The sequence below is a fragment of the Filimonas zeae genome, from assembly GCF_014641615.1.
Taxonomy (GTDB): domain Bacteria; phylum Bacteroidota; class Bacteroidia; order Chitinophagales; family Chitinophagaceae; genus Filimonas; species Filimonas zeae.
The window spans coordinates 58,972-83,118 of record NZ_BMIB01000005.1; the positions used below are offsets into that span (position 1 = coordinate 58,972).

A 24,147-nucleotide genomic window follows, 5' to 3' on the forward strand; every position below is an offset into this window, starting at 1 on the left:
ATTATTATTCAGTGGACAAATCAGCCTCATCCTGTTCGGTAGGTTTGTATTCAATAGCGTCATCAATTACATACACCCCTTGCGGATATTGCTTAGCCACCATTCTTTTAAACTCTTCTGCTGCAGAACGCTCCAGAAAGTTGCCTATACGTACTTTAAAATAAGGCGATTGGTACAGCAGGTAGGTTTTTTCGTCAGGAAAACGACGTAATAATTCAGATTTAACCTGAAATGCCTGCTCGCGGCTGCGGGTGTTAATAACCTGCAGGCGATAGCCACGATACAATCCGTTGTTGGTCATTTTTCCCGCAAGCTTATTATAAGCTGCCTGTTTGGCAGTAAGCATATCCAGCCTGGAATCTTTACGCACCACAACGGTATCCTGTGCCTGTAAAGCACCGGCCCATGCAGTAAGCAAAAAAATGAGGATTCCTTTTTTTATTGCAGCTTTCATAAGATGATTGTTATACCTGAGTAAATTTCAAAAACTGAACCGTTAATAGTTTCCTGCACCGGCAGCCTGGCCGGTAGCAATGGCTACACTGGCGCTGCAACCCAAACGGGTAGCACCCGCCTCAACCAGCTCTTTTGCAAACGCATAATCGCGTATACCGCCGGAAGCTTTTATTTGTACGTTGGAAGGTAAGTGTTTTTTAAACAGCTGCACGGCGTGTACAGAAGCACCTTTTTCGGCGTATCCGGTAGAGGTTTTCAGGTAATCGATACCTGCCACACCATACAGTTCGCAGCATTTGATAATTTCCTCATCGGTAAGAATGCCGGATTCGATGATAATTTTTACCACCTTGCCTTTGCTGCGTATCACAGGCATAATATGGCTTATTTCATTACCCAGCAGTTGCCAGTCGTTATTTTTTAGCGCAATCAGGTTAATTACCACGTCCAGCTCGTCGGCACCATCAACTATGTCCAGTACAATTTCGGCTATCTTAGCCTCTACTGCAGAATAGCCGAAAGGAAAACCGATAACGGTAGCCACTTTAACCGGCGAACCATCCGTAAGCTGTTTAGCCAGTTTTACAAACGGTGGCGGCACGCATACTGCTGCAAAGCCATAGGTTACAGCTTCTTTGCATAATTGTTCAATATCTGCCACCAGGGTGGTGGGCTTTAAAATAGTGTGGTCTATGTATTGCGTTACCTGCATAATCCGTTCGCTTTGAGCAGCGAATTTACAGCATAGCCGCCACAATATTCCTTTTGGCCCACTTACCCCAGTCGCCAAGACGGCCCTGCAGCTGATCAAACAGTGTTTTATTGGTTACAGCTTTGCCTTTGGCGGGTATTTTAAAATCGGTAGTTTTTACTTCTTCTGCAAACACCTTTGTGGCAAACCAGCTTACATGTTCATGCGGCAGGGCAACCCCCATTATCATACCGGGTAAACCGTTAAAACCTTCCGGCCCTCCGGGGGGAATAATCATATCTGTATAAAATGCTACCACATAAATAGAATCCATAATCAGCGCATTAGCCCGCCGGCAGTCAAAACCGGCAATATTGCGCGTTTCGGAAGTAATTTTCCATTTTATCTGCCGGGTGCTGTCTTTTATCAGAAACTTTTCGTCAAAAATAAGCTTGGCAGCTACATACTGGCTTCTGCTCAGATCGCTGAATACGATGTTTTCGTCAGCAGTAGTCATAAAACCACTATTGCCATTATTCAGATTTTCCCGGCCCGGCATATACAAAGTGCTGTCGTTACGAAACAGCAGGTTATAATACGTAATTCTGAACTGAGGCATTGTTTTTTTCATCAGGCTGTACCAATCGTTATCTTCCTCGCCCGCTAATAAGGCATGGCTGTTTACCTTTTTTTCAAACTCAATACGCCCCGCGGTTACATACGTGCCCTGCTGAGAAAATGCCTGGGTAAGGAAAAGGCACAGAAGAAGTGCTATAATAAGTTTCATATCGTTATTTGTAGTGTTATTATTTCTGACCGCCCATTTTATTAAAGTTCCATACCACCGACATCATACCGTAGCGGCGTATGGTGGTGTTTTCGTTCTGCATAATATAGTTGCTGCCGCCGGAACGGTAAAAACCGAGGTTCTGGTTCAGTATATCATTTACAGAAAGCTTTACCAGCAGTGATTTGTTTTTCAGGAACTTTTTACCCAGCGATGCATTCCACAGAAAAATATTGTTATTGGTGGTAAACACACTGTTCTTCTGCCTCATGGTAAAATCGCCATTGTTACGCAATTCTATATTCCACGGAAAATCGAAACTCAGTTCCGGTCTTATGTAAAAAGTCCAGTAATTGGGCTGTACTGCTCTTTGAATGGATGAGGTAGTAGTAGAATAGCTGGCTTCCAGGTTAATACCTATTTCATATTTCTTTTCCTTATAGCGGCTCACCCCCAAACCTAAATTATAATTGGCAATTTTATTCACGTTTAAAAGGCCGTTCACATAGTTCACATTACGCGAATAATTAAAGCCCAGTTCAGGCCGCAGGTTCAGATTCAGTTTCTTCAGCTTTTTATCGTAATTGATATTGGTGTAAAACGATTGGTTGCCATTTACGTTTACCTGCTGGCTGGTGGTTTTACCGGCGCTATCAATAATGCTGAGATTACTGATAGCATTATTGGAAATATTATAACTGGCATATGCCCATATGCCTCTTTCCGCCAGTACTTTATAATCGTTATAGCGTATGGTAAAACGGTTAGAGAAAGTTGGTTTCAGATCCGGATTACCAATAGTAATATACAGCGGGTTTTCGTTCTGCCGCAGTGGCTGCAACGCTTCAATAGAAGGCTGCCGGGTGTTACCTGAATATTCTATACCTAAACGGCGCTGCTGAGAAAAAGCATAGTTAACAGAAGCCTGTGGAAACCAGTTGATGAAATGCCGTGTACGGTTAATATGATACATCCTGTCTTCCTGGTTAAAGCTGGTGATACCCACATTACCGCCCACTCTTGCTTTTATTTTTTTACCGGAGTAAGAGTAGGTAGCTCCCCCCTGATGGGTAAAAATATCATATACATAATTACTACTAAAGGTGCTATCTAACTGCGTATACTTACCATCGGTTGCGGCATTATACGATAGACGTTCAGAACTGCTGTTATTCAGTACCGCGCCGTAGTTAAACAAAAGGGTGGAACGGGTAGACAAAGGTTCTGTATACGTTACCCTGGCATTCAGCTGCACGTTCCGGTTATTCTGGGTTTTAAACTGATCGGTTCGCTGCTCATAGGAATACACACCTTCTTTATAAAACACCGTGCGGGCATTTAAAAAGCCTTTGGTATCGCCATCTGTGTACCGGCCCGAAAGGTTTACAGTTAAGGTTCTGCCTTTTTTAGGTAGTTTTTTCATCCAGATAGCAGTTCCGTTCAGCAAACGGTTGTCGCCGGTATAGTTAGAAGTGGTAGTACCCTGGTTTACCAAAACACTGTCTCTGTCTAAAGAGTTGGTGTAAGAAGCATCAGCCGTTACTTTATGGTCATTACCAATAGTGCCGAATATTTTAAACGTAGAGCTGGAATCAATCTTCAGTTCATACTTACCATCTGCCCTATGGTGCGTAACACTATTATTAAAAGTAGTACCTGAGTTTTGATAGTACAACGAATCGGGTAAAAGATATTGCGCCTGGGTGCTTCTGCTGCCTTTTACATCGAGACCAAGCATCTGATAATTGGCATTTACTGATTTTTTATCATCATCCCACTTGTTATTATAGTGCAATCCGGCTGCCACGGCTGCAGGCAGGCCCTGGCCATCGTACTGGCCATCCCATCCACCCAGATTACCGCCACCACCTTCATAGCTATAATCGCCTGTGCTTTCATCGTACGAAAAATTATCCGCTTCACTCTGGCCAAAATTGCCCCTCTCATCCCAGTTTAACCCTGTTTTGCCCGTGGTAGATTTAATGCCGTATCCTGAAATTTTTTCCTTATTCTTAAAAAAGTTCAGCATAGCCTGGTAGTCGTGAAAGCTATCTGTACCCTGCCCGGCAGTAAGTTTTGAAAAATATCCTTTTTTCTTATCGGCTTTCAGTTTCAGGTTAATGGTTTTATCTTTTTGTCCGTCATCTACTCCTGTAAACGCAGACTGCTCGCTCGTTTTATCAAATACCTGCACCTTATCCACCATGTCTGCCCGCAGGTTTTGGGTAACCAGTGTAGGGTCGTCGCCAAAAAATTCCTCCCCGTCTACCAGTACTTTTTTCACCGTCTGGCCATGCGCTGTAATCTGCCCCTTACTGTTTACCTGTATACCCGGCAGCTTCTTCAGCAGGTCTTCTACATTCGCATCCTTCATCACATGAAAACTGTCGGCCTTATACTCCGTAGTATCTCCTTTCATTTTAATGGCAGCTACCGTTTGCCTTACCACCACATCTTCCAGCAGGCGCGCTTTCAATGTCATAAAAAGATTACCATAATTTACCTGACTGGTATCGGCCAGTACCAGCTTTTCGGCGTAGTCTGCGTACCCCGGCACGGTAATCATCAGCAGATAATCGCCGGGGGGCACCTTATCAAAAGCAAACTTTCCCGCCGCATCGGTACGGGTAAAACGATACAGAATGGAATCTTTGGCCTGTAACAGAGCTACCACAGATTTTGCCAGTGTTTTGTGTTCAAAGCTGTCAGATACACAGCCTTTTACAGAGGCCTGTTGGCCATACCCCACAGCAGTTACGATAAGGCATACGATTAGCACAGCCAGTTTTTTCATTTGTCTACAGAGATGGGTCTAAAGAAGATTACAATAGTTATTAAGGTTTATTAAGGCACTCTGCACGGCGTCAATCAATGGGATAAAAAAAAGCAGAATATTCCACAAGTTTCTGTTAAACATTTTAAACGGCAGCAGGAAATGTACCAGCGACATTCCGCGCAATAAATAAAAATTATTGCCATCCGGGAAAGCTGACGAGGATCATTACCTGTAGTAACGGGCATCAGGCCCCGGCAACCGCTGCCGTTCTACTTTAGCGGTATGATAAATCTATCTAACGCAATGGGCGAAATAACCAGACCCACCCCTATTAACAAAGAAGTAGCGTGGGATAAGTCTAAAATCATCATGAGTAAGACTGATCCATATGGTGTGATAGAATATGCCAATGAAACTTTTATTGAAGTTTCGGGCTATGAAGAGCATGAACTGATGGGAAGACCACACAATATTATCAGACACCCCGATATGCCCCGCGTGGTATTCAAGGTGTTATGGGATTACCTGAAACGAGGTAAAAACATACACGCTATTGTAAAAAACCTGAGCAAAAGCGGGCGGTATTATTGGGTGATAACCGACTTTGAAGTAAAAACCAATGCCAAGGGTGTAATTACCAATTATTACAGCCGCCGGCGGGCTGCCCCTATGGAAATTGTACAAAAACATATTGAACCATTGTACGAAAAGCTGCTACAGATTGAAGCCGTTACGGGTATGGATGCCAGCGAAAAATACCTGGTAGGCTATCTGGAAGAAAAAGGCAAAGGCTATAATGAGTTTATTGAAGATATTATTACGGACGGCCTGCCGCGTGAAGACAAGCAGCCGGAAGAGAAAAAAGGGTTCTTTTCAAGGTTATTCGGACGCTAACCATTCTCAGTGATTATCTATCTGCTACTCCGGCCCGGGAAGGGAAAGGGCTGGAGTAACGAAAGCCCGGGTTATTTTTATCGCCGGGCTTTTTCATTTATATTTACCGCTCAATCATCTGTGTGAAAGATTTCTTGCTGTTTGTAGATACAGAAACATCCGGCCTGCCGAAAAACTGGGAGAAGCCTTACAGCGCCAGAGACAACTGGCCCTTTGCCGTTCAGGTATCCTGGCTGGTATACACCCGTACGGGCGAGCTGGTTAAACAGGAAGACTACTACATTAGCGATGATGACTTTAAAATTTCACCCTCCGCGCAGAAAATTCATGGCATTACGCAGGAATACCGTATGCAGCATGGCTTTCCCAGGCACCAGGTAATGGCGTTTCTGGCAGCCGACCTGCTACAGTACCAACCTATGGTGGTAGGGCATTTTCTGGAGCTGGACTATCATATTACCGGTGCTGAATTTTTCCGTACGGGTTTAGAAAATCCCATTCCGGCATTGCCGGCTTTTTGTACCATGCAGGCTACCACCTATATGGTGCGCAACCCGCAATTCAAATATCTGCGGCTGGGGCAACTGTATGAAGAATTATTTCATACCCCACTGCAAGGCCAACACAATGCCCTTACAGATGCACAGGCCACCGCCACTGTTTTTTTTGAATTGCTGAAAAAAGGGGATATTACCGATGAAAAAATAATAAGCCAGAGCAGCCTTTTACAAAAAGCCACCGCTACCGCCCGGCAGGCAACCTGGGGCATGGCCGTAATTATTCTCTGTTTGGTGACTGCCATAATTGCTTACTTTCTATGAATGAACTGTATACGACAAAGATTGATGGCATTGAACAACGCGATATCATTGCCTGTGATGAGAACATGCCGGTACATGAAGCAGCAGCCGTTATGGCCTTGCAAAAAACCGGTTGTTTGTTTGTAAAAAATGCACAGGATGAGGTGGTGGGATATGTTACTGATATTACCCTGCGCGATAACGTAGTGGCTAAACAGGCTGATTTAAACCAGCCTGTAAAAAATATCATGGACAACCCAATTGTGTCAATCAGTTCCAACACCTATGTGTACGAGGCCATATTAATGATGTTCCGTACCAAAACACGTTACCTGCTGATTACCAAAAATGGGAAATATACCGGTTTTATAAGCCGTAACAAGCTGCTGGGAGAGCAGGCCGAATCGCCCCTGTTGTTTATTCAGAGTGTACGGCAAGCCGTTTCGGACGATGAGCTGAAACGCAAATGGGATGGTGTGCCGCAGGTGGTAGCCAAGCTGCTGAACAGCGATGTGCCTGCCGAAATAGTAAACCAGGTAATTACCTCTGTTTCCGATACCATTGCCCTGAAAGTAATTGAAACGGTAATTGAAGAAGTAGGCCCGCCGCCGGCAAAATTTGCTTTTATGGTACTGGGCAGCGAAGGCCGCAAAGAACAAACGCTAAAGACCGACCAGGATAACGCTATTATATATGAAGATAAAGCCAATGAACACCGCGAAGAGGTAAGGGCTTATTTTCTGGACTTTGCCAAAAAGGTATCGGACCGGTTAAACTACATCGGATTCAGCTACTGCACCGGTGGTTTTATGGCTATGAACCCGCAATGGACACACAGCCTATCGCACTGGAAAGGCAATTATGATAAATGGATGACCGATCCGATACCAGAAACCGCCATTCAGTTTTCTACCTTTTTCGACTGCCGGTTTGTATATGGCGAAAGCACTATTATAGATGAGTTGCATGCGTTTCTGGATAAGGAACTGGAGCAGCCTTTGGAAAAGCTGTTTTTTTACATGGCCCGGAACGCCCTGCAATACCAGCCGCCACTTACCTTTTTTAAAAATATACGCACCATTACCAAAAACAAACAGGAGGTGATTGACATTAAAAAAGCCATGTCGCCTATTGTAGATCTGGTACGTGTGTATGCCCTTAAAAACCGGATATTTGAGGTGAATACGGGTGACCGTTTAAATGCTCTGCGGGAAAAGGGTGTTTTTAAAGAGGCGGACTACGAAGAACTATCGCAGAGCTATTATTTTTTAATGGGCCTGCGTTTGAAAAATCAGGCATCGCAGATAATGGATGAAAAAACGGAGCCGAACAACTACGTAAGCATCAGCAGCCTCAACAGAATTGAACGTTCTACCCTGATTGAGATTTTCAAAACCATTGAAAATTTCCAGACCCGCATTAAACTGGCCTTTACCAATAATCTGTTTGGATAAAATCAACGCCCGAAAGCAAACAGTTTTTGAGCTTCGCTTTTGCGCCCTTTAATAAGTGCGGCAATACTATCTGCCGCCAGCTGGCTGAACGTAATGCCATTGCCACCAAAGCCCAATGCAAAAAAGGTTCTTTTTAACCGTGGATAGGCCCCAATAAAAGGCAGCCCGTCTTCAGTAGTAGCAAAGGTACCGGTCCACATTAATTCAGGAACAAGCGGAATATGCGGAAACCGGGCTGCAAAATCTTTAACCAGGGTTCCCGATTTCCGGCGTATTAACCGGTCGCGCCGCTGGGGGCTATAATAGGCCTCATCACGCCCGCCCACAAGAATGCGGTTATCTGCCGTAGTTCTCATATACAAATAAGGTTGCCGCGTTTCCCACAGCAAACAGTTTTTATACCACTGATGCTGTTGAGGCAGATTTTCACTTACCAGCGCATAGGTAGAATGTAATTGTACCAGAGGCTCCTTTATATATTGCATGGCTTCATATCCGGTAGCTACCACCATATATTTAGCCGTAATCTGATATCCTTTTTCTGTGATAAGTTTTACCTGCTGCCTGGTACGGCTCACCCTAACAATCTGCGTACGGTCGTACACGCTCACCCCCTTTTTAATATTGTATTGGTGCAGGTGATGGGTAAGCATATAGGCATCTGTTTGAGCAGCTGTTTCAGAGTAAATAGCTGCTGGTACATCAAACCCCATGGTACGGGTAATCATTCCCGGATGCCAAAGTTGAACATCAAAACCCAATGCCTTACGCGCTTCGTATTCGCTCTTCATCCATGCAACGTCTTTAGAAGCAGACGCCAGATACATGCTGGGCCTGGATTCAAAAAGCGGGAAACCGGTTTTGCGGCATATCTCAGCAAGCGCCTCTACCGATTCGTGAGAAAGCTGATAAGCAGCAGCAGCTTTTGCCATCCCTATTTTTTCGGCCAGCTTTACCAGGGGAGCATCTATTTCGTACTGCACCAGCGAAGTGCTTGCTGCTGTGCTACCTAAACCTATAGTACGTGCATCTGCTACTACCACGTCCACTCCCTCCTGCGCAAGTGCATATGCAGTTAATGCGCCGGAAATACCTCCACCTACTATTACCACATCTGCACGCAGGTCTTTTTCCAATGAAGGATATATAAACGGTATACCATATCTGATAAGTGAATAAGGAAGTCCGGAATGCAGATTTAACACAATAGAATTTTACATCCAGTTGATACAAGAACCATTCCTGCATCTATCTATATACATTAAAGAATGCCTGCAAGAATTCCTTTCCTGGCAACTGAGAAAGTCTTCTCTATCACAGAAAATACTTCCCGGCCGCAAAGAAAGCTTTTCCACTACAGAATAAGTTTGCCCGGCCGCAGGGAAAATATTTCTCTGCGACAGAGAAAGCGTACTCAGTTGCAGAGAAAGCTTTTTCTGTCACAGAATAAGTTCACCCGGCCGCCGGATAAGTGTTCTCTGCCCCAGAGAAAGTGGGCTCAGTTGCAGAGAAAGCTTTTTCTGCAACTGAATAAGTTTGCCCGACCGCCGGATAAGTGTTCTTTGCCACAGAGAAAGTGGACTCAGTTGCAGAGAAAGCTTTTTCTGTCACAGAATAAGTTCGCCCGGCCGCCGGATAAGTGTTCTTTGCCATAGAGAAAGTGTGCTGGTTGCAGAGAAAACTCTTCCTGTCGCAGAATGAGTTCGCCCGGCGCCGGATAAGTGTTCTCTGCCGTAGAGAAAGTGAACTCAGCCACGGGAAAAGTTTTTCCGGCCGCAGAATAAGTTCGCCCGGCCGCCGGATGAGTGTTCTCCACCCCAGAAAAAGTATGCTCAGCCGCTGGATAAGCTTTTTCAGCGGCAAAGAAAAAGCGAACCCGCCATAAGGCAGGTCCGCTCTTTATATTTAGTATCATAATACTGTTATACTACAAATCTCTGCCGTGGCATTGTTTGTATTTTTTACCACTGCCACAAGGACAAGGATCGTTACGACCAATTTTAGGTCCCACTTTCACCGGCTCAGCCTTAGGCGCTTCTGAAGGATCGAAGTAATCGTTCTGGTTGGCAGCATAATCGCTACCGGCAGCGTCGATATCTTCTTTATTAGCACGCATACGGCTCATATCTGTTTTGGGCGGCTGTTGCATAGCAGGCATGGGAGGTGCCGGTGCATCCTGCTCAACCGGTATACCCGCATGGCTCAGGAAGTTTACAATGTCTTTATTTACAGCACTGTCCATTTGTCTGAACAGCATAAACGCTTCCTGCTTGTAAATCACCAGCGGATCTTTCTGCTCCAGGTGGGCGGTTTGCACACTTTGTTTCAGATCGTCCATTGCACGCAGATGCTCTTTCCACGCATCATCAATAAAGCCAAGTGTAATATTGCGTTCCAGCGCCTGTGCCAGTTCTGAACCGTTAGTAGCTAAGGTTTTATCCAGATTGGCCAATACCTGCATGTGCCTTCTGCCATCTGTAAACGGAACCACTACGTTTTCAACACGCGCACCCTGCGTTTCCCGGATGTTCTGGAATACCGGCAAGGCATTGCCAGCCAGTTCTTCTCTGCGGCGTTTGAAATTGTTAATAGCTTCGTTGTATAAAGTATTAGCCAGGTCAGTAGCGTTCTGACGGCCAAATTGTTCCTGTGTAATACCGGTTTCAATACCAAAGTTTACAATTACTTCCAGCTTAAAGCCTTCGTAGTCGTTGCTTTCGCGGAACGAGCTGATGACACCTTCTGCCACATCGTAAAACGCATTGTCCAGATCAAGCGCCAGGCGCTCGCCAAACAGGGCGTGGTTACGTTTGGTATAAATTACCGTACGCTGCTTGTTCATAACATCATCATATTCCAGCAAACGCTTACGGATACCGAAGTTATTTTCTTCCACCTTCTTCTGAGCGCGTTCAATGCTCTTGGTAATCATGCTGTGCTGAATAACCTCACCTTCTTTATAACCGGCAAAGTCCATCACCTTCGCAATTCTTTCGCTACCAAACATACGCATCAGATCATCCTCCAGCGAAACAAAGAACTGAGAAGAACCCGGATCGCCCTGACGACCAGCACGGCCACGTAACTGTCTGTCTACACGACGGCTGTCATGGCGTTCTGTACCCAGAATGGCCAAACCGCCCGCTTCTTTAACGCCGGGTCCGAGTTTGATATCCGTACCACGACCAGCCATGTTGGTAGCAATGGTAACATTACCTGCCAAACCAGCTTCAGCAACTACCTGTGCTTCACGGGCGTGCTGTTTAGCGTTGAGTACGTTGTGTGGAATTTGTTTCTGGCGCAGCATACGGCTGAGCAATTCACTCACTTCAACCGACGTGGTACCTACCAGTACCGGACGACCAGCCTGGCGCAGTTCATCTACCTTGTCAATGATAGCACCGAACTTTTCACGCTTGGTTTTAAACACCAGATCGTGCTCATCCTTTCTTACAGGAGTAATATTGGTAGGAATGCTAACTACATCCAGCTTATAAATATCCCAGAACTCTGCCGCTTCTGTTTCCGCTGTACCAGTCATACCAGCCAGCTTATGATACATACGGAAATAGTTTTGCAGGGTAACCGTTGCGTAAGTTTGTGTAGAAGCTTCGATGGTTACGTTTTCTTTAGCTTCAATAGCCTGGTGTAAACCATCGCTATAGCGGCGACCATCCAGAATACGGCCGGTTTGCTCATCTACAATTTTAACCGAACCATCCAGTACCACATACTCTACATCTTTATCAAATAAAGTATAGGCTTTTAACAGCTGTTGTACGGTATGGATACGATCTACTTTTACGGCATAGTCGTTCAGAATAGCTTCTTTACGATGCAGTTTTTCGTCTGCTGCAAAAGATGCATTCTGATCTACTGCTGCCAGTTCGGTAGCAATATCAGGAACCACAAAGAAGTTAGGATCTTCTCCGGCTCCGGTAATCAGGTGAATACCCTTATCGGTTAACTCAACAGAATTGCTTTTTTCTTCAATATAGAAAAACAGTTCCGCATCTGCTTTATGCATTTCGCGCTGCTGATCGGCCAGGTAGTGGTTTTCTGCTTTTTGCAGTTTAACACGTACACCAGGCTCACTCAGGTATTTAATAGTAGCGCTGTTTTTTGGTAAACCGCGGTAAGCACGGAACAGGGCCAGGCCACCGTCTTTAGGATCGTCGTTGCCTTCAGAGATTTTCTTTTTAGCTTCATTCAAAAACTGGTTTACAGCACGTCTTTGCGCTTCTACCAATTTTTCAATACGCGGCTTCAGTTCAAAAAACTGTTGGGTATTATCACTATGGCCTACCGGACCGGATATTATCAGCGGTGTACGCGCATCATCAATTAATACGCTATCCACCTCATCTACCATGGCAAAGTGGTGTTTGCGCTGTACCATTTCTTCCGGAGAATGCACCATGTTATCACGCAGATAATCAAAGCCGAATTCGTTATTGGTACCGTATACAATATCCGCCATATAAGCGTTGCGGCGTGCGGCGGAGTTAGGCTGGTGTTTATCAATACAATCCACACGCAGGCCTAACCATTCAAACAGCGGTCCGTTCCACTCACTATCCCTGCGGGCCAGATAATCGTTCACCGTTACAATGTGTACGCCTTCGCCAGCCAATGCGTTCAGGTAAGCAGGCAGGGTAGATACCAGCGTTTTACCTTCACCGGTAGCCATTTCAGAAATTTTACCCTGGTGCAGTACGGTACCACCAATTAACTGCACATCGTAATGCACCATGTTCCAGGTAACCTGTATACCGGCGGCGTTCCATGTATTTTTAAAGGAAGACTGGTCACCATTAATAGTAACATTGTCTTTTCTAACACTCAGCTCACGATCTAAATCTGTAGCGGTAGCCACCAGTTCTGCGTTTTCTTTAAAACGGCGGGAGGTTTCTTTTACTACTGCAAAGGCTTCGGGCAATATCTGCTCCAGTGCTTCTTCAATTTTCTTATCGCGGTCTTTTTTCAGCTTGTCTATTTCCGTGTAAATTTCATCACGGCCCTGAATGTCCTGCTCGGACAGGGTTTCAGCAGCCTGCTTTTTACCGGCAATATCGGCGTCAACAGAAGCAATATGCGCTTGAATACGTTGTTTAAATTCAACGGTTTTGCCACGCAACTCATCGTTAGATAAGCTCTGGAATTGTTGATAAAACTGGTTTACGCGGGCAATAACAGGTTCGATTTGCTTAACATCTTTCTCTGATTTGTTCCCACCCAGTAGTTTACTTAAAAAACCTAACATAGAATTATGATCGTTTTACAACCCGGTAACAGTTGATTCCGGAGCTTAATTATTACAATTTATGATATGCATGTTACTCAAAAACAATGCAACCCGCTGCCTGCTCGCCAAATTGGCAGGCATTTTAAGGCAGTGGGTGTCAAAGGTAATCAATTTACAAGGCCACGCCTACCCCGTAACCTAAAAATGACAGCGGCTTTTTTACGGTAACTAATGGAAATACGGCCCGTTTCTGCTACTTTTGCAGCCAATTTCAGGATTTTACTGTTAAAAAACATCCAAACGATTCATTAACAATGGCCGGTCAGTTAAAAGAAGTTCGAAACCGCATAAAATCTGTACAGAGTTCTCAACAGATAACCAAAGCCATGAAAATGGTAAGTGCTGCCAAATTACGCCGTGCGCAGGACGCGATTGTACAAATGCGACCTTATGCACAAAAGCTGCAGGAAATGCTGAGCAATATAGTAAGCAGCACTGAAGGAGAACTGAATTTGAAACTGGCTGAAAACCGCCCTGTAGAAAACGTGCTGCTGATAGTAATTACCAGCGACCGTGGCCTGGCCGGTGCTTATAATACCAACGTGGTAAAAGCAGCTAAGCAAACCATTCAGGATAAATATGCTGCTCAGTTTGCCAAAGGCCATGTTACCGTATGGAACATTGGTAAAAAAGGCTGGGAAACCCTTAGCAAAGCAGGTTACAAAACCGACGCTACTTATAAAGACCTGTTTTTACAACTTACTTTTGAAAACGTGCAAACAGTAGCCAAAGCTGCTATGAAAGCGTTTGAAGAAGGTGTGTTTGATGCCGTTGAAATTGTATACAGCGAGTTTAAGAATGCTGCTACCCAGCGTTTTGCCGCAGAACAGTTTTTGCCTATTCCTAAACAGGAAGTTGCACAGGGTGCTAAAAAAACAGACTTTATATTCGAGCCTGAAAAAGGCCAGCTGATTGCAGAGTTAATGCCTAAAATATTGAACATTCAGTTATATAAGGCAGTATTGGATGCACACGCCAGCGAACATGGTGCCCGTATGACGGCCATGGATAAAGCCAGCGAGAATGCAAACGAATTACTGAAATCGCTGAAAATTTCTTACAACCGTGCCCGTCAGGCCGCTATTACAACCGAACTGACTGAGATTGTAAGTGGTGCAGCTGCATTACAGGGATAATTTTAACCGGCCGCAGGCTGGTATATATAAAATAGCCAATAAATGCTTTTCAGTCATTTATTGGCTATTTGTTTTTACTGTACTTCCGGGATTATTTGTAATATTTGCTGTTGTGCAGGAGTGTTTTGCCTCCGTGTTTTCAACTTTTAACGAACACAGATTATGGAATTATCTGAGATTATCCCCCATATAGAGGTGCTGATTTTTGCCAGTGAAAAGCCGTTAACCAGTGCGGAAATAGCAGAGCTGATTAACAATGCCTTTGGCTTTATGGAACAACGTATTACCGTGGAGCAGGTAGACGATTGCATGGAAAACATCAGAGACAAATACGAATCTGAATTTTTTCCGTTTGAAGTAAGGGAAAGCGGCGGCGGATGGCAGTTTCTGACCAAAAAGATATTTCATAAAACAGTGGCCCAGCTGAATGGCGATAAGTTTTTGAAACGGCTGAGTAACGCCGCTATGGAAACCCTGGCCATTATTGCCTATAAACAGCCCATTACCAAAGGAGAGATAGAAGGTATACGCGGTGTAAACAGCGACTACAGCATTCAGAAGCTGCTGGAAAAAGAACTGATTGTAATTACCGGCCGCAGCGAAGAGCTGCCTGGTAAGCCACTGGTATACGCCACTTCTAAAAGCTTTATGGACTATTTTGGTATTAACAGTGCTGATGACCTGCCCAAGATAAAAGAGGTACTGGCCGATCAGATTGTGGAAGCCACTGTAGTAAAAGGAAGCGCCCAGGAAGAAACAGCAGGCAGCGAGGAGGAAGAAACCACTACCATACAGTCTGACATTCCGCTGGCAGTAGACAGCAGCGGTGCACTTATTCCTATTGAGCAGGAGGATGTACCTGACAATATGGACGCTTCTGCGGCACCTGACATAAATACAGATGAATTGCCTGCAAACGAAACAACGTCAGTTGAACCAGACGCAGATGGCCCGGAAGAAAATGACTGGGAAGCTGAATCGGTAGATGGTTTTTCAGATGAAGAAGATGTGGAACCAACCGGCAACCTGGAAGGTGAGGAAGAGGAACAAACAAAGGAAGACGCGGCAGATAACATTACCCCTGACAATAACGAAGACAGTGGCCCTGAAGAGCAGGAAACAGACGACCACCCCGAACAACAATAATCATGGCACAAGCATTAAGTAAAGAACAACTAACAGAGATTGCCAACCAGTACGGCACGCCGGTATATGTATACCACGCGGAAAAAATTGCAGAACAATACCAGAAACTAACTACAGCTTTTAAGAATACCAATACTGTATTTTTCTATGCCTGTAAAGCCCTTACCAATATTAATGTGCTGAAACACATTAAACAACTGGGCGCCAATGTAGACTGTAGTTCTATTAATGAAGTTAAGCTGGCGTTACACGCCGGATTTTCACCCAACAGAATTCTGTACACCTCTAATGGTATTGCCTTCAGCGAAATTGAAGAAGCCAAAAACCTGGGTGTATATATTAATATAGACAGCTTGTCTAACCTGGAAAAGTTTGGAGCCAAATTCGGCCACAGCTATCCGGTAGGTATCCGCTTACGCCCCAATATTATGGCAGGGGGCAATCTGAAAATTTCTACCGGCCACGATAAAAGCAAATTCGGTATTCCGGTAGATCAGATTGATACCATACTGGCAGTAGTAAAAAAATACGACCTGCGCATATGCGACCTGCACATTCATACCGGTAGCGAAATAAAAGATGTGGATGTATTTGTAAAAGGCATTGAGGTATTATTTGATATAGTGCCACAGTTTAAAGACCTGGAGTTTATTGACCTGGGCGGTGGCTTTAAAGTACCTTACAAAGATGGTGATGTAGAAACAGACATTAACCTGCTTGCCCAAAAAGTAAATGAAGCTTTTGCCAACCACCCCAACCCCGGCGGCAAACCTTTACAGGTTTGGTTTGAACCCGGTAAGTTTATGGTAAGTGAATGTGGCTACTTTATTACACAGGTAAATGTAATTAAAGAAACCTCGGCCGCTTCTTTTGTAAGCGTAGACAGTGGCTTTAACCACCTGATACGCCCTATGTTTTACGATGCCTACCACCGCATAGAAAACGTAAGCAACCCCGATGGTGCAGTAAAAACCTATTCGGTAGTAGGTAATATTTGCGAAACGGATACGTTTGCCTGGCACAGAGAACTGAATGAAGTACGGGAAGGCGACTATCTTGTATTTTACAATGCGGGGGCTTATGGCTTTGAAATGAGCAGCAACTTTAACTCGCGCTATAAACCCGTAGAAGTAATGGTAAAAGAAGGAGAAGCGCATCTGATACGCAAAAGAGATGTGTTTGAAGACCTGCTCCGAAACCAGATAGAAATATTATAATTCTTTCATAAAGAGCCAAAACTGACTACCAACTGATTTTGGCTCTTTCATTTTTATCCAGCTATGACCTTACAGATAAGCCGATTGATAAAACCTTGCCTGGCCGCCCTGCTGGCCACTATGTTTTTTTTTACTGCCGGTGCACAAACCGACAGTTGCCCCATACGCATTAGTGTAATTACCTGCGCCCCGGGCGAGGAGTTATACGCCCTGTTTGGGCATACTGCTTTACGCATAACTGACAGTACCAAAGGAGAAGATATTGTATACAACTACGGCACTTTTGATTTTGGCGATCCTGATTTTTATGCCAAGTTTGTAAGAGGCAAGCTGGACTACTTTCTGAATCCCGAATACTATCACGATTTTATACGCTTTTACCAGGAAGAACAGCGGGGTATTACGGAGCAGGAACTGAAGCTTACCTGTGCAGAAAAGCAAGCCGTAATTCAGGCGCTGCATGTAAACCTGCAGGGTGCCAACAAATACTATAAGTACGATTTTCTATTTGATAACTGCACCTCACGCGTGCGCGATCTGCTACAGAAACATATTCCAGGATTGACCATGCAAACGCGGCTGACTGCGCCCGGCACTACCTTCCGGCACATGATACATACGTACCTGGATAATGGCGGGCAGCCCTGGAGCAAACTGGGCATTGATATACTGCTGGGTAGCCGCATGGACCGTGCGGTAACCGTTCAGGAGAGTATGTTTTTACCGGATTTTCTGATGAAGGGTGTAGACAGCGCTACCCGGCAGGGAGCATCTGTAGTATCAGCCCGTAAACAACTGTTTACTGCTACCCCGGTTTCTCATAAACAAAACAAGTGGGTGCCTTTGCTGGTATTCAGCATTTTTGCTTTTCTGATACTTTTATTATCCAGATGGAAAAGCAAAACCGGCAAAACGCTTACCCGCATTGCAGACTCTGTTTTATTGTATCTGACCGGGCTGGCCGGTTTTCTGCTGCTGTTTATGTGGTTTTGTACTGATCATGTGGCCTGTGCCAACAATTATAACCTGTTGTGGATGTTACCCACCAACCTGGTAGCTGGTTTCTTTTTATGGAAAAGACCCAATTGGTTAAAAAAATATTTTTTATACGCCGGGTTTCTGCAGATAGCTATTCTGTTTGCCTGGTTGTTTTTGCCACAGCAACTCAACATTTCGCTGGTGCCTGTTGTTCTGTTATTAGCCTATCGTTATTATCAGTTATCAGCCAATTAATATTTACATGCCCGATTTTTTATATAATAGCCGAAACATCCGTTACGTAAAAAGCGGAGCAGGTATACCTGTAGTTTTATTACATGGATTTGGAGAAGACAGCCGCGTGTGGAATAATCAGATAGCCTGGCTGGAACAATCTTTTCAGGTGATTGCACCGGACATACCTGGCTCGGGCGGCTCTGACCGGCTGCACGATTTGCCAGAAGCAGGTATTGAAGAATATGCAGATGCCATGTATGCTTTATTGCAACAGGAACATATTACCCGTTGCACGCTGCTGGGCCACAGCATGGGCGGATACATTGCACTGGCACTGGCGCAAAAACATCCTGATATAATAAACGGGCTGGGGCTTGTGCACAGTACCGCTTTTGCAGATAATGAAGAAAAAAAAGCCAACAGGCAGCGCGGTATTCAAATGATGGATCAATATGGTGGCGCTGCATTTTTGAAAACAACCATTCCCAATCTTTTTTCTGTTTCTTATAAAATGACTAATGCTGACGAAATAAATAAACTGATTGAACAAGGGAATGAATTTTCCACTCAATCGCTTCAGCAATATTATTATGCAATGATGACACGGCCGGACAGAAGCAGTGTTTTAACGGAAATTAAAAAGCCTGTATTATTTATTGCGGGAACTGAGGATGTAGCAGTACCAATAAATGATGTTTTGAAGCAAACATCCATGCCTGATTATTCGTATATTCATGTGCTGGATCACGTAGGGCACATGGGGATCTGGGAAACTCCCGATATAGTAAACAGATTCATTTCAGACTTTGTGATGGCTGCGAACAGATAAATATATATTAGCCGTGGGTTCATGAAAAAACTATTCATCTTTCTCCTGTTATTAAGCGCCGCAAGCCCCTTACTTGCAGACCACTTAAAAGGCGGATGGATATCGTATGAATACCTTGGACCCACTACCGATGGCAATGGCAGCCGCTATAGTGTAACCATCAGCCAGTATTTATCCTGCGCCTCGCAAAGCCGTCAGATAGATGAAGAAGTGTTTCTGGGTATTTTTGATGGGGGCACCGGACAGCTGATAAGCCAGCGTACTGTTACACACACAGAAATGGTATGGTCTGATAAAAAATTCTTCAGTCCCTGTATCAGTTCAGCACCTTCCGTTTGTTACCGTATTGACAAATACACTACCGTACTGGACCTGGCCAACAACGCCAGTGGTTACGTACTTGCTGTTCAGCGTTGCTGCAGAATTAAAGACATAGTAAACGTATTCAACTCCAGCAACGTAGGTGTTACTTATACCAATACCATTCCCGGCCTTATTAACGGTTTGCCTTTCCGCGATAATAACAGCCCTGTGTATGCCCAGAAAGATACTGCGGTAGTATGTTATAATTCACCTTTCACTTTCGACTTCAGTGCCTCTGATATAGACGGCGACTCTCTCTCCTATTCTTTTACAGATGGTATAGTGGGGGGTAGTACGGGTAATAATGGTGCACGCCCTAACCCGCCCAGTAACCCGCCCTATAGTTCTGTTACCTACGATGGGGGCTTTACCGGCACCGCTCCTTTGGGAGATAATGTAGTTATTGATCCCATTACAGGCATTATTTCAGGCCGGGCTCCTTCCCGTACAGGCGATTATGTGGTGGCAGTAGTTGCTTCAGAATACCGGAAAGGTGTACTGATAGGACAAACGCGGAAAGAGATTCACGTTACAGTAGCTAATTGTAGTGTATCCGGCGCTGTACTTAATCCGGAGTATATTTCGTGTAACAGCTTTACCAATAACTTCTTTAACGAATCAACCAGTACCAACATCACCGCCTATATGTGGGATTTTGGCGTACCCAATACCACTACAGACGTATCTACAGAACCTACCCCTTCATTTACTTATCCGGATACAGGTGTATATACCGTAAAACTGACAGTAGAAGCTGGTGCAGGCTGCACAGACTCAGCACAAACCAAAGTAAGAGTATACCCTGGCTTTACACCCGAATTTACGGTGGATGGTAGTTGCTTTCAAAACAACTACAATTTCAGAGATGTTACCTGGACCAGATACGGAGTAGTAGATTCCTGGAGATGGAATTTTGGTGACCTGACAGTACTTTCAGACACCTCACACCTTCAGCATCCGGTTTACAAATATTCCGCACCAGGCGAAGTAGATGTTCAGTTTATTGTAACCAACAGCAAGGGGTGTATAGATACCCTTGTTAAGAAGGTGGACATTTTTGACAAACCGCTTATTACACTCCCCTTCCGGGATACATTGATCTGTTCAATAGATACACTGCAGTTGCGGGCTATTGGTACCGGTAGTTTCTCATGGACTCCCGGCTATCGTATACTCAATACCAATACCAGTACACCGTTGGTTTTTCCTGCCGATACCACCACTTATATTGTATCGCTGAACGACAAGGGCTGTATTAATACAGACTCTATAAAAGTAAACGTATTGGATTTTATTACTGTTCAGCTACCGGCAGACACTACCATCTGCCGCACAGACAGTATTGTATTAAGCCCGGTAAGCCATGGCCTGCAATACACCTGGACACCAGTTACCGGGCTTAACAACAGCACGGTTAAATACCCTAAAGCCGCGCCGCTTTCAAACACCACCTATCATGTAGAAGCAAGGCTGGGCAAATGCGGCGCCAGTGGTAACACTACCGTATTAGTAGTACCTTACCCAGAAGTGGATGGTTTGGGAGATACATCTATCTGTTTTGGGTCAACAGCAAGGATATCTGCTGTAACCACAGCAGCTTCTCACCAATGGTCGCCACTCAACTCTATGTTGTATTCCAATACATTATCGCCGCTTACAGGGCCATCTGCTACCACCTTATATTACATTACTGTTACAGATACACTGGGCTGCCCAAAACCGGTAAAAGATTCTATATTGGTAACGGTATACCCCAGAGTAAAACCCTTTGCCGGCAATGATACTTCTGTAGTGGTAGGCCAACCCCTTCAGCTACAAGCTACCGGCGGCACCTCTTATGTCTGGAGTCCGGCCATGGCGCTTTCCAATGCCAATATTGCAGACCCTATAGCTACTTTTTCAGGAGAGCTGGATACCATACATTATACTGTACGGGTATATAGTGCGGAAGGCTGCTATGCAGATGACAATATAACCGTAAAAATATTCTCTACCCAGCCGGAGATTTTTGTTCCTACTGGCTTTACACCTAATGCTGATGGCAGAAACGATATTGTAAAACCGATTCTTGCCGGAATGAAACAGCTGGATTTTTTCAGAATATACAATCGCTGGGGCCAGCAAATGTTTTTTACCCGGGAAGAAGGAAGAGGATGGGATGGCAAACTGAACGGCGCCGACCAGCCCAGCGGCACCTATGTGTACACCGTTCAGGCGATTGACTACACCGGTAAAACAGTACAAAGCAGAGGCACCATCGTACTTATCCGGTAATATTTTCAATGGCTAACCTGTCTATTTACTTAGCTTCGTGTGGCAAATACAGGTATATGGCAAATAAAATACTACTGGTTACAGGCGCTACTTCAGGATTTGGAAAAGCAATTGCAGAAAAATTTGCAGCAGCAGGCTGGAACTGTATTATCACAGGCCGCAGAAAAGAAAAGCTGGAAGAATGGTGCAATTATTTGCAGCAAACCTATGGCACTAAAATATTGCCTCTGCACTTTGATGTACAAAACAGAGCAGAAACCACGGCCATATTACAACAATTGCCGGCAGACTGGCAGCAGATTGATGTGCTGGTAAACAATGCCGGCCTTGCTTTAGGCAGAGACAGTTTTGACGCAGCCTCGTTAGACGACTGGGATACCATGATTGATACTAATCTGAAGGGCCTGTTGTATGTGTCCAAAGCAATTATACCCTACATGGTGCAAAACGGTAAAGGCCATATTATCAATATCGGCTCTACTGCCGGTAAAGAAGTGTATCCTAACGGCAACGTTTACTGCGCTTCCAAGCACGCAGTAGATGCCATTAGCAAAGCACAGCGAATAGATTTGTTGCCCCATCGCATTAAAGTAACGGTAATACATCCCGGAGCTGCTGAAACGGAGTTTTCAGATGTGCGTTTTAAAGGCGACGGAAGTAAAGCCAAAGCCGTATATGAGGGGTATGAGCCCTTACATGCTTCAGATATTGCAGACATCACTTTTTATTGCGCTACCCTGCCTGAGCATGTATGTATTAACGACCTGGTGGTTACGTGTACAGCCCAGGCCAATTCCTTCTTTACCCACAAAAACGCCTGATAACCTTGCGGTAATTGCTTACATTGCAAGCAATTAATTCGTTCCCCCCATGAGTGAAATCGCTGATTTCATCAGTAAATTATTGGAAACTGCCGACTGGCCGCCCAGATGGCATTGCGGAAAATGGAGTTCCTTTCATGGCTGGCTTTTCATCATCAGCGACTTATTGGTTTGGAGTGCCTATTTTACCATACCCGCTATTATTATCCGTTACATTACCATTAAAAAACACCAGCGGTTTATACGACTGTACTTTCTTTTTGCCGCCTTTATTATGGCCTGCGGCACTACCCACTTTTTAGATGCAGTGAGCTTCTGGTATCCTGCTTACCGGCTTAATGCCTTGATAAGGCTGGTTACAGCCATTGTAAGCTGGGTGACTATTTTCTATATGATCAGATTGCTGCCTTATTATTTTTCGCTGAAAACGCCCGCTGCCCTGGAAGCAGAAGCAGCTATGCGCCAGAAAGCAGAACAGGAACTACAGCTGAAAAACGAGCAGTTGAGAAACGCCGAAACGATAGGACAGTTTGGACACTTTGAATGGGATTTGGCCAGCGGAACCCTGAAACTGTCTGAAGGCATGCGCCAGCTGTTTGATTTACCCGAAACACAGGAAATAACCACGTTGGCAGCATATCTGAATTTTATTCCGGATGCGGAAAGAGTACAACAGCACGACCTGCTGGAAACTTTTATCAATAACCGACATTTCCGCACTCATTACCAGAACATTGTTACCGCTAAAGGCAATAAAAAAATCTTTCTTACCCGTGGTTCTGTTGTTTGTAACAATAACAATGAGGCAATCAAGATTATTGGTACCTCGCAGGACATCACAGAATTCAAAAGAAACAAACAACTGCTGGAAGAAAGCAGACGGATATTTAAAAATGCCTTTGACTATTCTTCTATAGGCATGGCGCTGGTAGATATACAAGGGCGGTGGATAAACGTTAACCAATCAATATGCGACATGTTTGGTTATACCAGAGAGGAAATGCTGCAGCGAACATTTATGGATATGACCCACCCGGATGATATTGCGGCAGACATGGATTATGTGAAACAGCTACTGAACCATCAGATAGACAACTACCGGATGGAAAAGCGATTCTACAGAAAAGACGGTAGCGTTATCTGGACCCTGCTTTCCGCTTCGCTTGTGTGGAAAGACAATCAGCCCGCCTTTTTTACTTCTCAGCTGGTTGATATTTCAGCTAACAAACACCTGCTGAATGAAATGGAAAACAAAAACCTGGCGCTGGAAAAAGCAAACCATAATCTGCAATACCATATTGAGCATATCACAGAGTTTAACAGAATCATCAGCCATAATTTGCGCGGCCCCGCCACAACCCTGATAAGTGCCGTAGATATTGTGGCAGATTGCGAAGCAGAAGAAGCGGCAGAACTGCTTACCAGAATTAAAGGTACTTCGGAACTGATTATTCAAACCTTAAACGATTTGAAAGAGGTAATAGAAGTGCAGCTGAACAGGAATGTTACTTTTAGTAGTTGCCCGTTACGAGATATTATAGCTGCCAGCACCCAAACACTACAGGAAGCTATCCGCGAAAGCAATGCGACAATAACTACCCGGCTGGATATTGCAGACATACATTTTCCACGTGTATACCTGGAATCTGTTTTCTACAACCTGTTAAGCAACGCCATCCGCTTCCGGCAGGAAGGAAGGCCGTTGGAGATACAGATAACCTCGGAAAAAAGGGGGGACAAAACTATTATTACCGTAGCAGATAACGGAACCGGAATTGACCTAAACAGGTACAAAGAAGATGTTTTTAAGTATAAGAGAATTTTTCATAAAGGGCATAACGGACGCGGTTTGGGCCTGTTTCTGGTAAAAAATCAGGTAGAGGCCTGCGGCGGAAAAATAAAAATTGCCAGTGATGGCACGTCGGGTACTACATTTACTATTGCTTTATAAATGTACATGCACTAACTTTTGCTAAAACTAAT

The 24,147-nt window shown here is 44.6% G+C and carries 18 protein-coding genes; 11 read left to right on the forward strand and 7 right to left on the reverse strand.

The genetic code is table 11. The features are described from left to right. Window positions 1–4: 4 nt before the first annotated feature. Genes IEY13_RS23910 through IEY13_RS23925 form a run of 4 tightly spaced genes read right to left on the reverse strand, consistent with a single transcriptional unit; the run spans window position 5 to window position 4,728 of the window. Window positions 5–454: an SPOR domain-containing protein gene (locus IEY13_RS23910; protein WP_188957104.1), complete on the reverse strand. Its 450-nt coding sequence runs from the start codon at window positions 452–454 to the stop codon at window positions 5–7. Window positions 455–496: 42 nt separating this feature from the next. Then, the gene (deoC, locus tag IEY13_RS23915) at window positions 497–1,168 is read right to left on the reverse strand and encodes a deoxyribose-phosphate aldolase (RefSeq protein ID WP_188957106.1); all 672 of its coding nucleotides are present in this window, start codon (window positions 1,166–1,168) and stop codon (window positions 497–499) included. A gap of 25 nt (window positions 1,169–1,193) precedes the next feature. Continuing rightward, the gene (locus IEY13_RS23920; protein ID WP_188957108.1) at window positions 1,194–1,934 is read right to left on the reverse strand and encodes a GLPGLI family protein; all 741 of its coding nucleotides are present in this window, start codon (window positions 1,932–1,934) and stop codon (window positions 1,194–1,196) included. Window positions 1,935–1,953: 19 nt separating this feature from the next. After that, window positions 1,954–4,728 carry an outer membrane beta-barrel family protein gene (locus IEY13_RS23925; protein ID WP_188957110.1) on the reverse strand — a complete coding sequence of 925 codons (2,775 nt, stop codon included), beginning with the start codon at window positions 4,726–4,728 and terminating at the stop codon, window positions 1,954–1,956. A 264-nt stretch (window positions 4,729–4,992) separates the two neighbouring features. Here IEY13_RS23925 and IEY13_RS23930 point away from each other — a divergent pair, with 264 nt between their 5' ends. From IEY13_RS23930 to IEY13_RS23940, 3 genes are all read left to right on the forward strand, one after another. Continuing rightward, window positions 4,993–5,604: a PAS domain-containing protein gene (locus tag IEY13_RS23930; protein WP_229687996.1), complete on the forward strand. Its 612-nt coding sequence runs from the start codon at window positions 4,993–4,995 to the stop codon at window positions 5,602–5,604. A gap of 122 nt (window positions 5,605–5,726) precedes the next feature. Further along, a complete protein-coding gene (locus IEY13_RS23935) occupies window positions 5,727–6,425 on the forward strand; it encodes a 3'-5' exonuclease (RefSeq protein ID WP_188957112.1) in 699 nt (232 codons plus the stop codon). Next, window positions 6,422–7,858, forward strand: coding sequence for a DUF294 nucleotidyltransferase-like domain-containing protein (locus IEY13_RS23940; RefSeq protein WP_188957118.1), 1,437 nt, complete (start codon window positions 6,422–6,424; stop codon window positions 7,856–7,858). The genes IEY13_RS23935 and IEY13_RS23940 overlap by 4 nt, the downstream gene beginning before the upstream one ends. A gap of 2 nt (window positions 7,859–7,860) precedes the next feature. Here IEY13_RS23940 and IEY13_RS23945 read toward each other — a convergent pair whose 3' ends face one another. The 3 genes from IEY13_RS23945 to secA all read right to left on the reverse strand — a co-directional run bounded on the left by IEY13_RS23945 (window position 7,861) and on the right by secA (window position 13,121). Next, window positions 7,861–9,063, reverse strand: a complete 1,203-nt coding sequence (locus IEY13_RS23945; protein ID WP_188957120.1) for an NAD(P)/FAD-dependent oxidoreductase — start codon at window positions 9,061–9,063, stop codon at window positions 7,861–7,863. Between the two features lie 377 nt (window positions 9,064–9,440). Then, entirely contained in the window at window positions 9,441–9,773 is a 333-nt protein-coding gene (locus IEY13_RS23950) for a hypothetical protein (protein ID WP_188957123.1), read from the reverse strand. 12 nt (window positions 9,774–9,785) lie between these two features. Beyond that, entirely contained in the window at window positions 9,786–13,121 is a 3,336-nt protein-coding gene (secA, locus tag IEY13_RS23955; protein WP_188957125.1) for a preprotein translocase subunit SecA, read from the reverse strand. A gap of 296 nt (window positions 13,122–13,417) precedes the next feature. Between secA and atpG the strand changes: the two genes are divergently transcribed. From atpG to IEY13_RS23995, 8 genes are all read left to right on the forward strand, one after another. Next, window positions 13,418–14,299 (forward strand): ATP synthase F1 subunit gamma, encoded by an 882-nt coding sequence (gene atpG / locus IEY13_RS23960; protein WP_188957128.1) that lies wholly within the window; start codon window positions 13,418–13,420, stop codon window positions 14,297–14,299. A 162-nt stretch (window positions 14,300–14,461) separates the two neighbouring features. After that, window positions 14,462–15,445: an SMC-Scp complex subunit ScpB gene (gene scpB, locus IEY13_RS23965; protein WP_188957130.1), complete on the forward strand. Its 984-nt coding sequence runs from the start codon at window positions 14,462–14,464 to the stop codon at window positions 15,443–15,445. Between the two features lie 2 nt (window positions 15,446–15,447). Beyond that, window positions 15,448–16,662, forward strand: coding sequence for a diaminopimelate decarboxylase (gene lysA / locus IEY13_RS23970; protein WP_188957132.1), 1,215 nt, complete (start codon window positions 15,448–15,450; stop codon window positions 16,660–16,662). 84 nt (window positions 16,663–16,746) lie between these two features. Then, window positions 16,747–17,895: an Lnb N-terminal periplasmic domain-containing protein gene (locus IEY13_RS23975; RefSeq protein ID WP_188957135.1), complete on the forward strand. Its 1,149-nt coding sequence runs from the start codon at window positions 16,747–16,749 to the stop codon at window positions 17,893–17,895. Window positions 17,896–17,902: 7 nt separating this feature from the next. Continuing rightward, a complete protein-coding gene (locus IEY13_RS23980) occupies window positions 17,903–18,706 on the forward strand; it encodes an alpha/beta fold hydrolase (protein ID WP_188957137.1) in 804 nt (267 codons plus the stop codon). Between the two features lie 21 nt (window positions 18,707–18,727). Further along, window positions 18,728–21,343: a PKD domain-containing protein gene (locus IEY13_RS23985; RefSeq protein WP_188957139.1), complete on the forward strand. Its 2,616-nt coding sequence runs from the start codon at window positions 18,728–18,730 to the stop codon at window positions 21,341–21,343. A 56-nt stretch (window positions 21,344–21,399) separates the two neighbouring features. Next, window positions 21,400–22,164, forward strand: coding sequence for an SDR family NAD(P)-dependent oxidoreductase (locus IEY13_RS23990; RefSeq protein WP_188957141.1), 765 nt, complete (start codon window positions 21,400–21,402; stop codon window positions 22,162–22,164). Between the two features lie 49 nt (window positions 22,165–22,213). Further along, entirely contained in the window at window positions 22,214–24,115 is a 1,902-nt protein-coding gene (locus IEY13_RS23995) for a sensor histidine kinase (RefSeq protein ID WP_188957143.1), read from the forward strand. Window positions 24,116–24,147: the final 32 nt, after the last annotated feature.

Bases quoted from the DNA above. Each gene is read 5' to 3' on its own strand.
- IEY13_RS23925 (WP_188957110.1), bottom strand. From the start codon at position 4,728: ATGAAAAAACTGGCTGTGCTAATCGTATGCCTTATCGTAACTGCTGTG.
- IEY13_RS23910 (WP_188957104.1), bottom strand. From the start codon at position 454: ATGAAAGCTGCAATAAAAAAAGGAATCCTCATTTTTTTGCTTACTGCA.
- IEY13_RS23985 (WP_188957139.1), top strand. From the start codon at position 18,728: ATGAAAAAACTATTCATCTTTCTCCTGTTATTAAGCGCCGCAAGCCCC.
- IEY13_RS23920 (WP_188957108.1), bottom strand. From the start codon at position 1,934: ATGAAACTTATTATAGCACTTCTTCTGTGCCTTTTCCTTACCCAGGCA.
- secA (WP_188957125.1), bottom strand. From the start codon at position 13,121: ATGTTAGGTTTTTTAAGTAAACTACTGGGTGGGAACAAATCAGAGAAA.
- IEY13_RS23930 (WP_229687996.1), top strand. From the start codon at position 4,993: ATGATAAATCTATCTAACGCAATGGGCGAAATAACCAGACCCACCCCT.
- IEY13_RS23950 (WP_188957123.1), bottom strand. From the start codon at position 9,773: ATGATACTAAATATAAAGAGCGGACCTGCCTTATGGCGGGTTCGCTTT.
- scpB (WP_188957130.1), top strand. From the start codon at position 14,462: ATGGAATTATCTGAGATTATCCCCCATATAGAGGTGCTGATTTTTGCC.
- atpG (WP_188957128.1), top strand. From the start codon at position 13,418: ATGGCCGGTCAGTTAAAAGAAGTTCGAAACCGCATAAAATCTGTACAG.
- IEY13_RS23980 (WP_188957137.1), top strand. From the start codon at position 17,903: ATGCCCGATTTTTTATATAATAGCCGAAACATCCGTTACGTAAAAAGC.
- lysA (WP_188957132.1), top strand. From the start codon at position 15,448: ATGGCACAAGCATTAAGTAAAGAACAACTAACAGAGATTGCCAACCAG.
- IEY13_RS23940 (WP_188957118.1), top strand. From the start codon at position 6,422: ATGAATGAACTGTATACGACAAAGATTGATGGCATTGAACAACGCGAT.
- deoC (WP_188957106.1), bottom strand. From the start codon at position 1,168: ATGCAGGTAACGCAATACATAGACCACACTATTTTAAAGCCCACCACC.
- IEY13_RS23995 (WP_188957143.1), top strand. From the start codon at position 22,214: ATGAGTGAAATCGCTGATTTCATCAGTAAATTATTGGAAACTGCCGAC.
- IEY13_RS23990 (WP_188957141.1), top strand. From the start codon at position 21,400: ATGGCAAATAAAATACTACTGGTTACAGGCGCTACTTCAGGATTTGGA.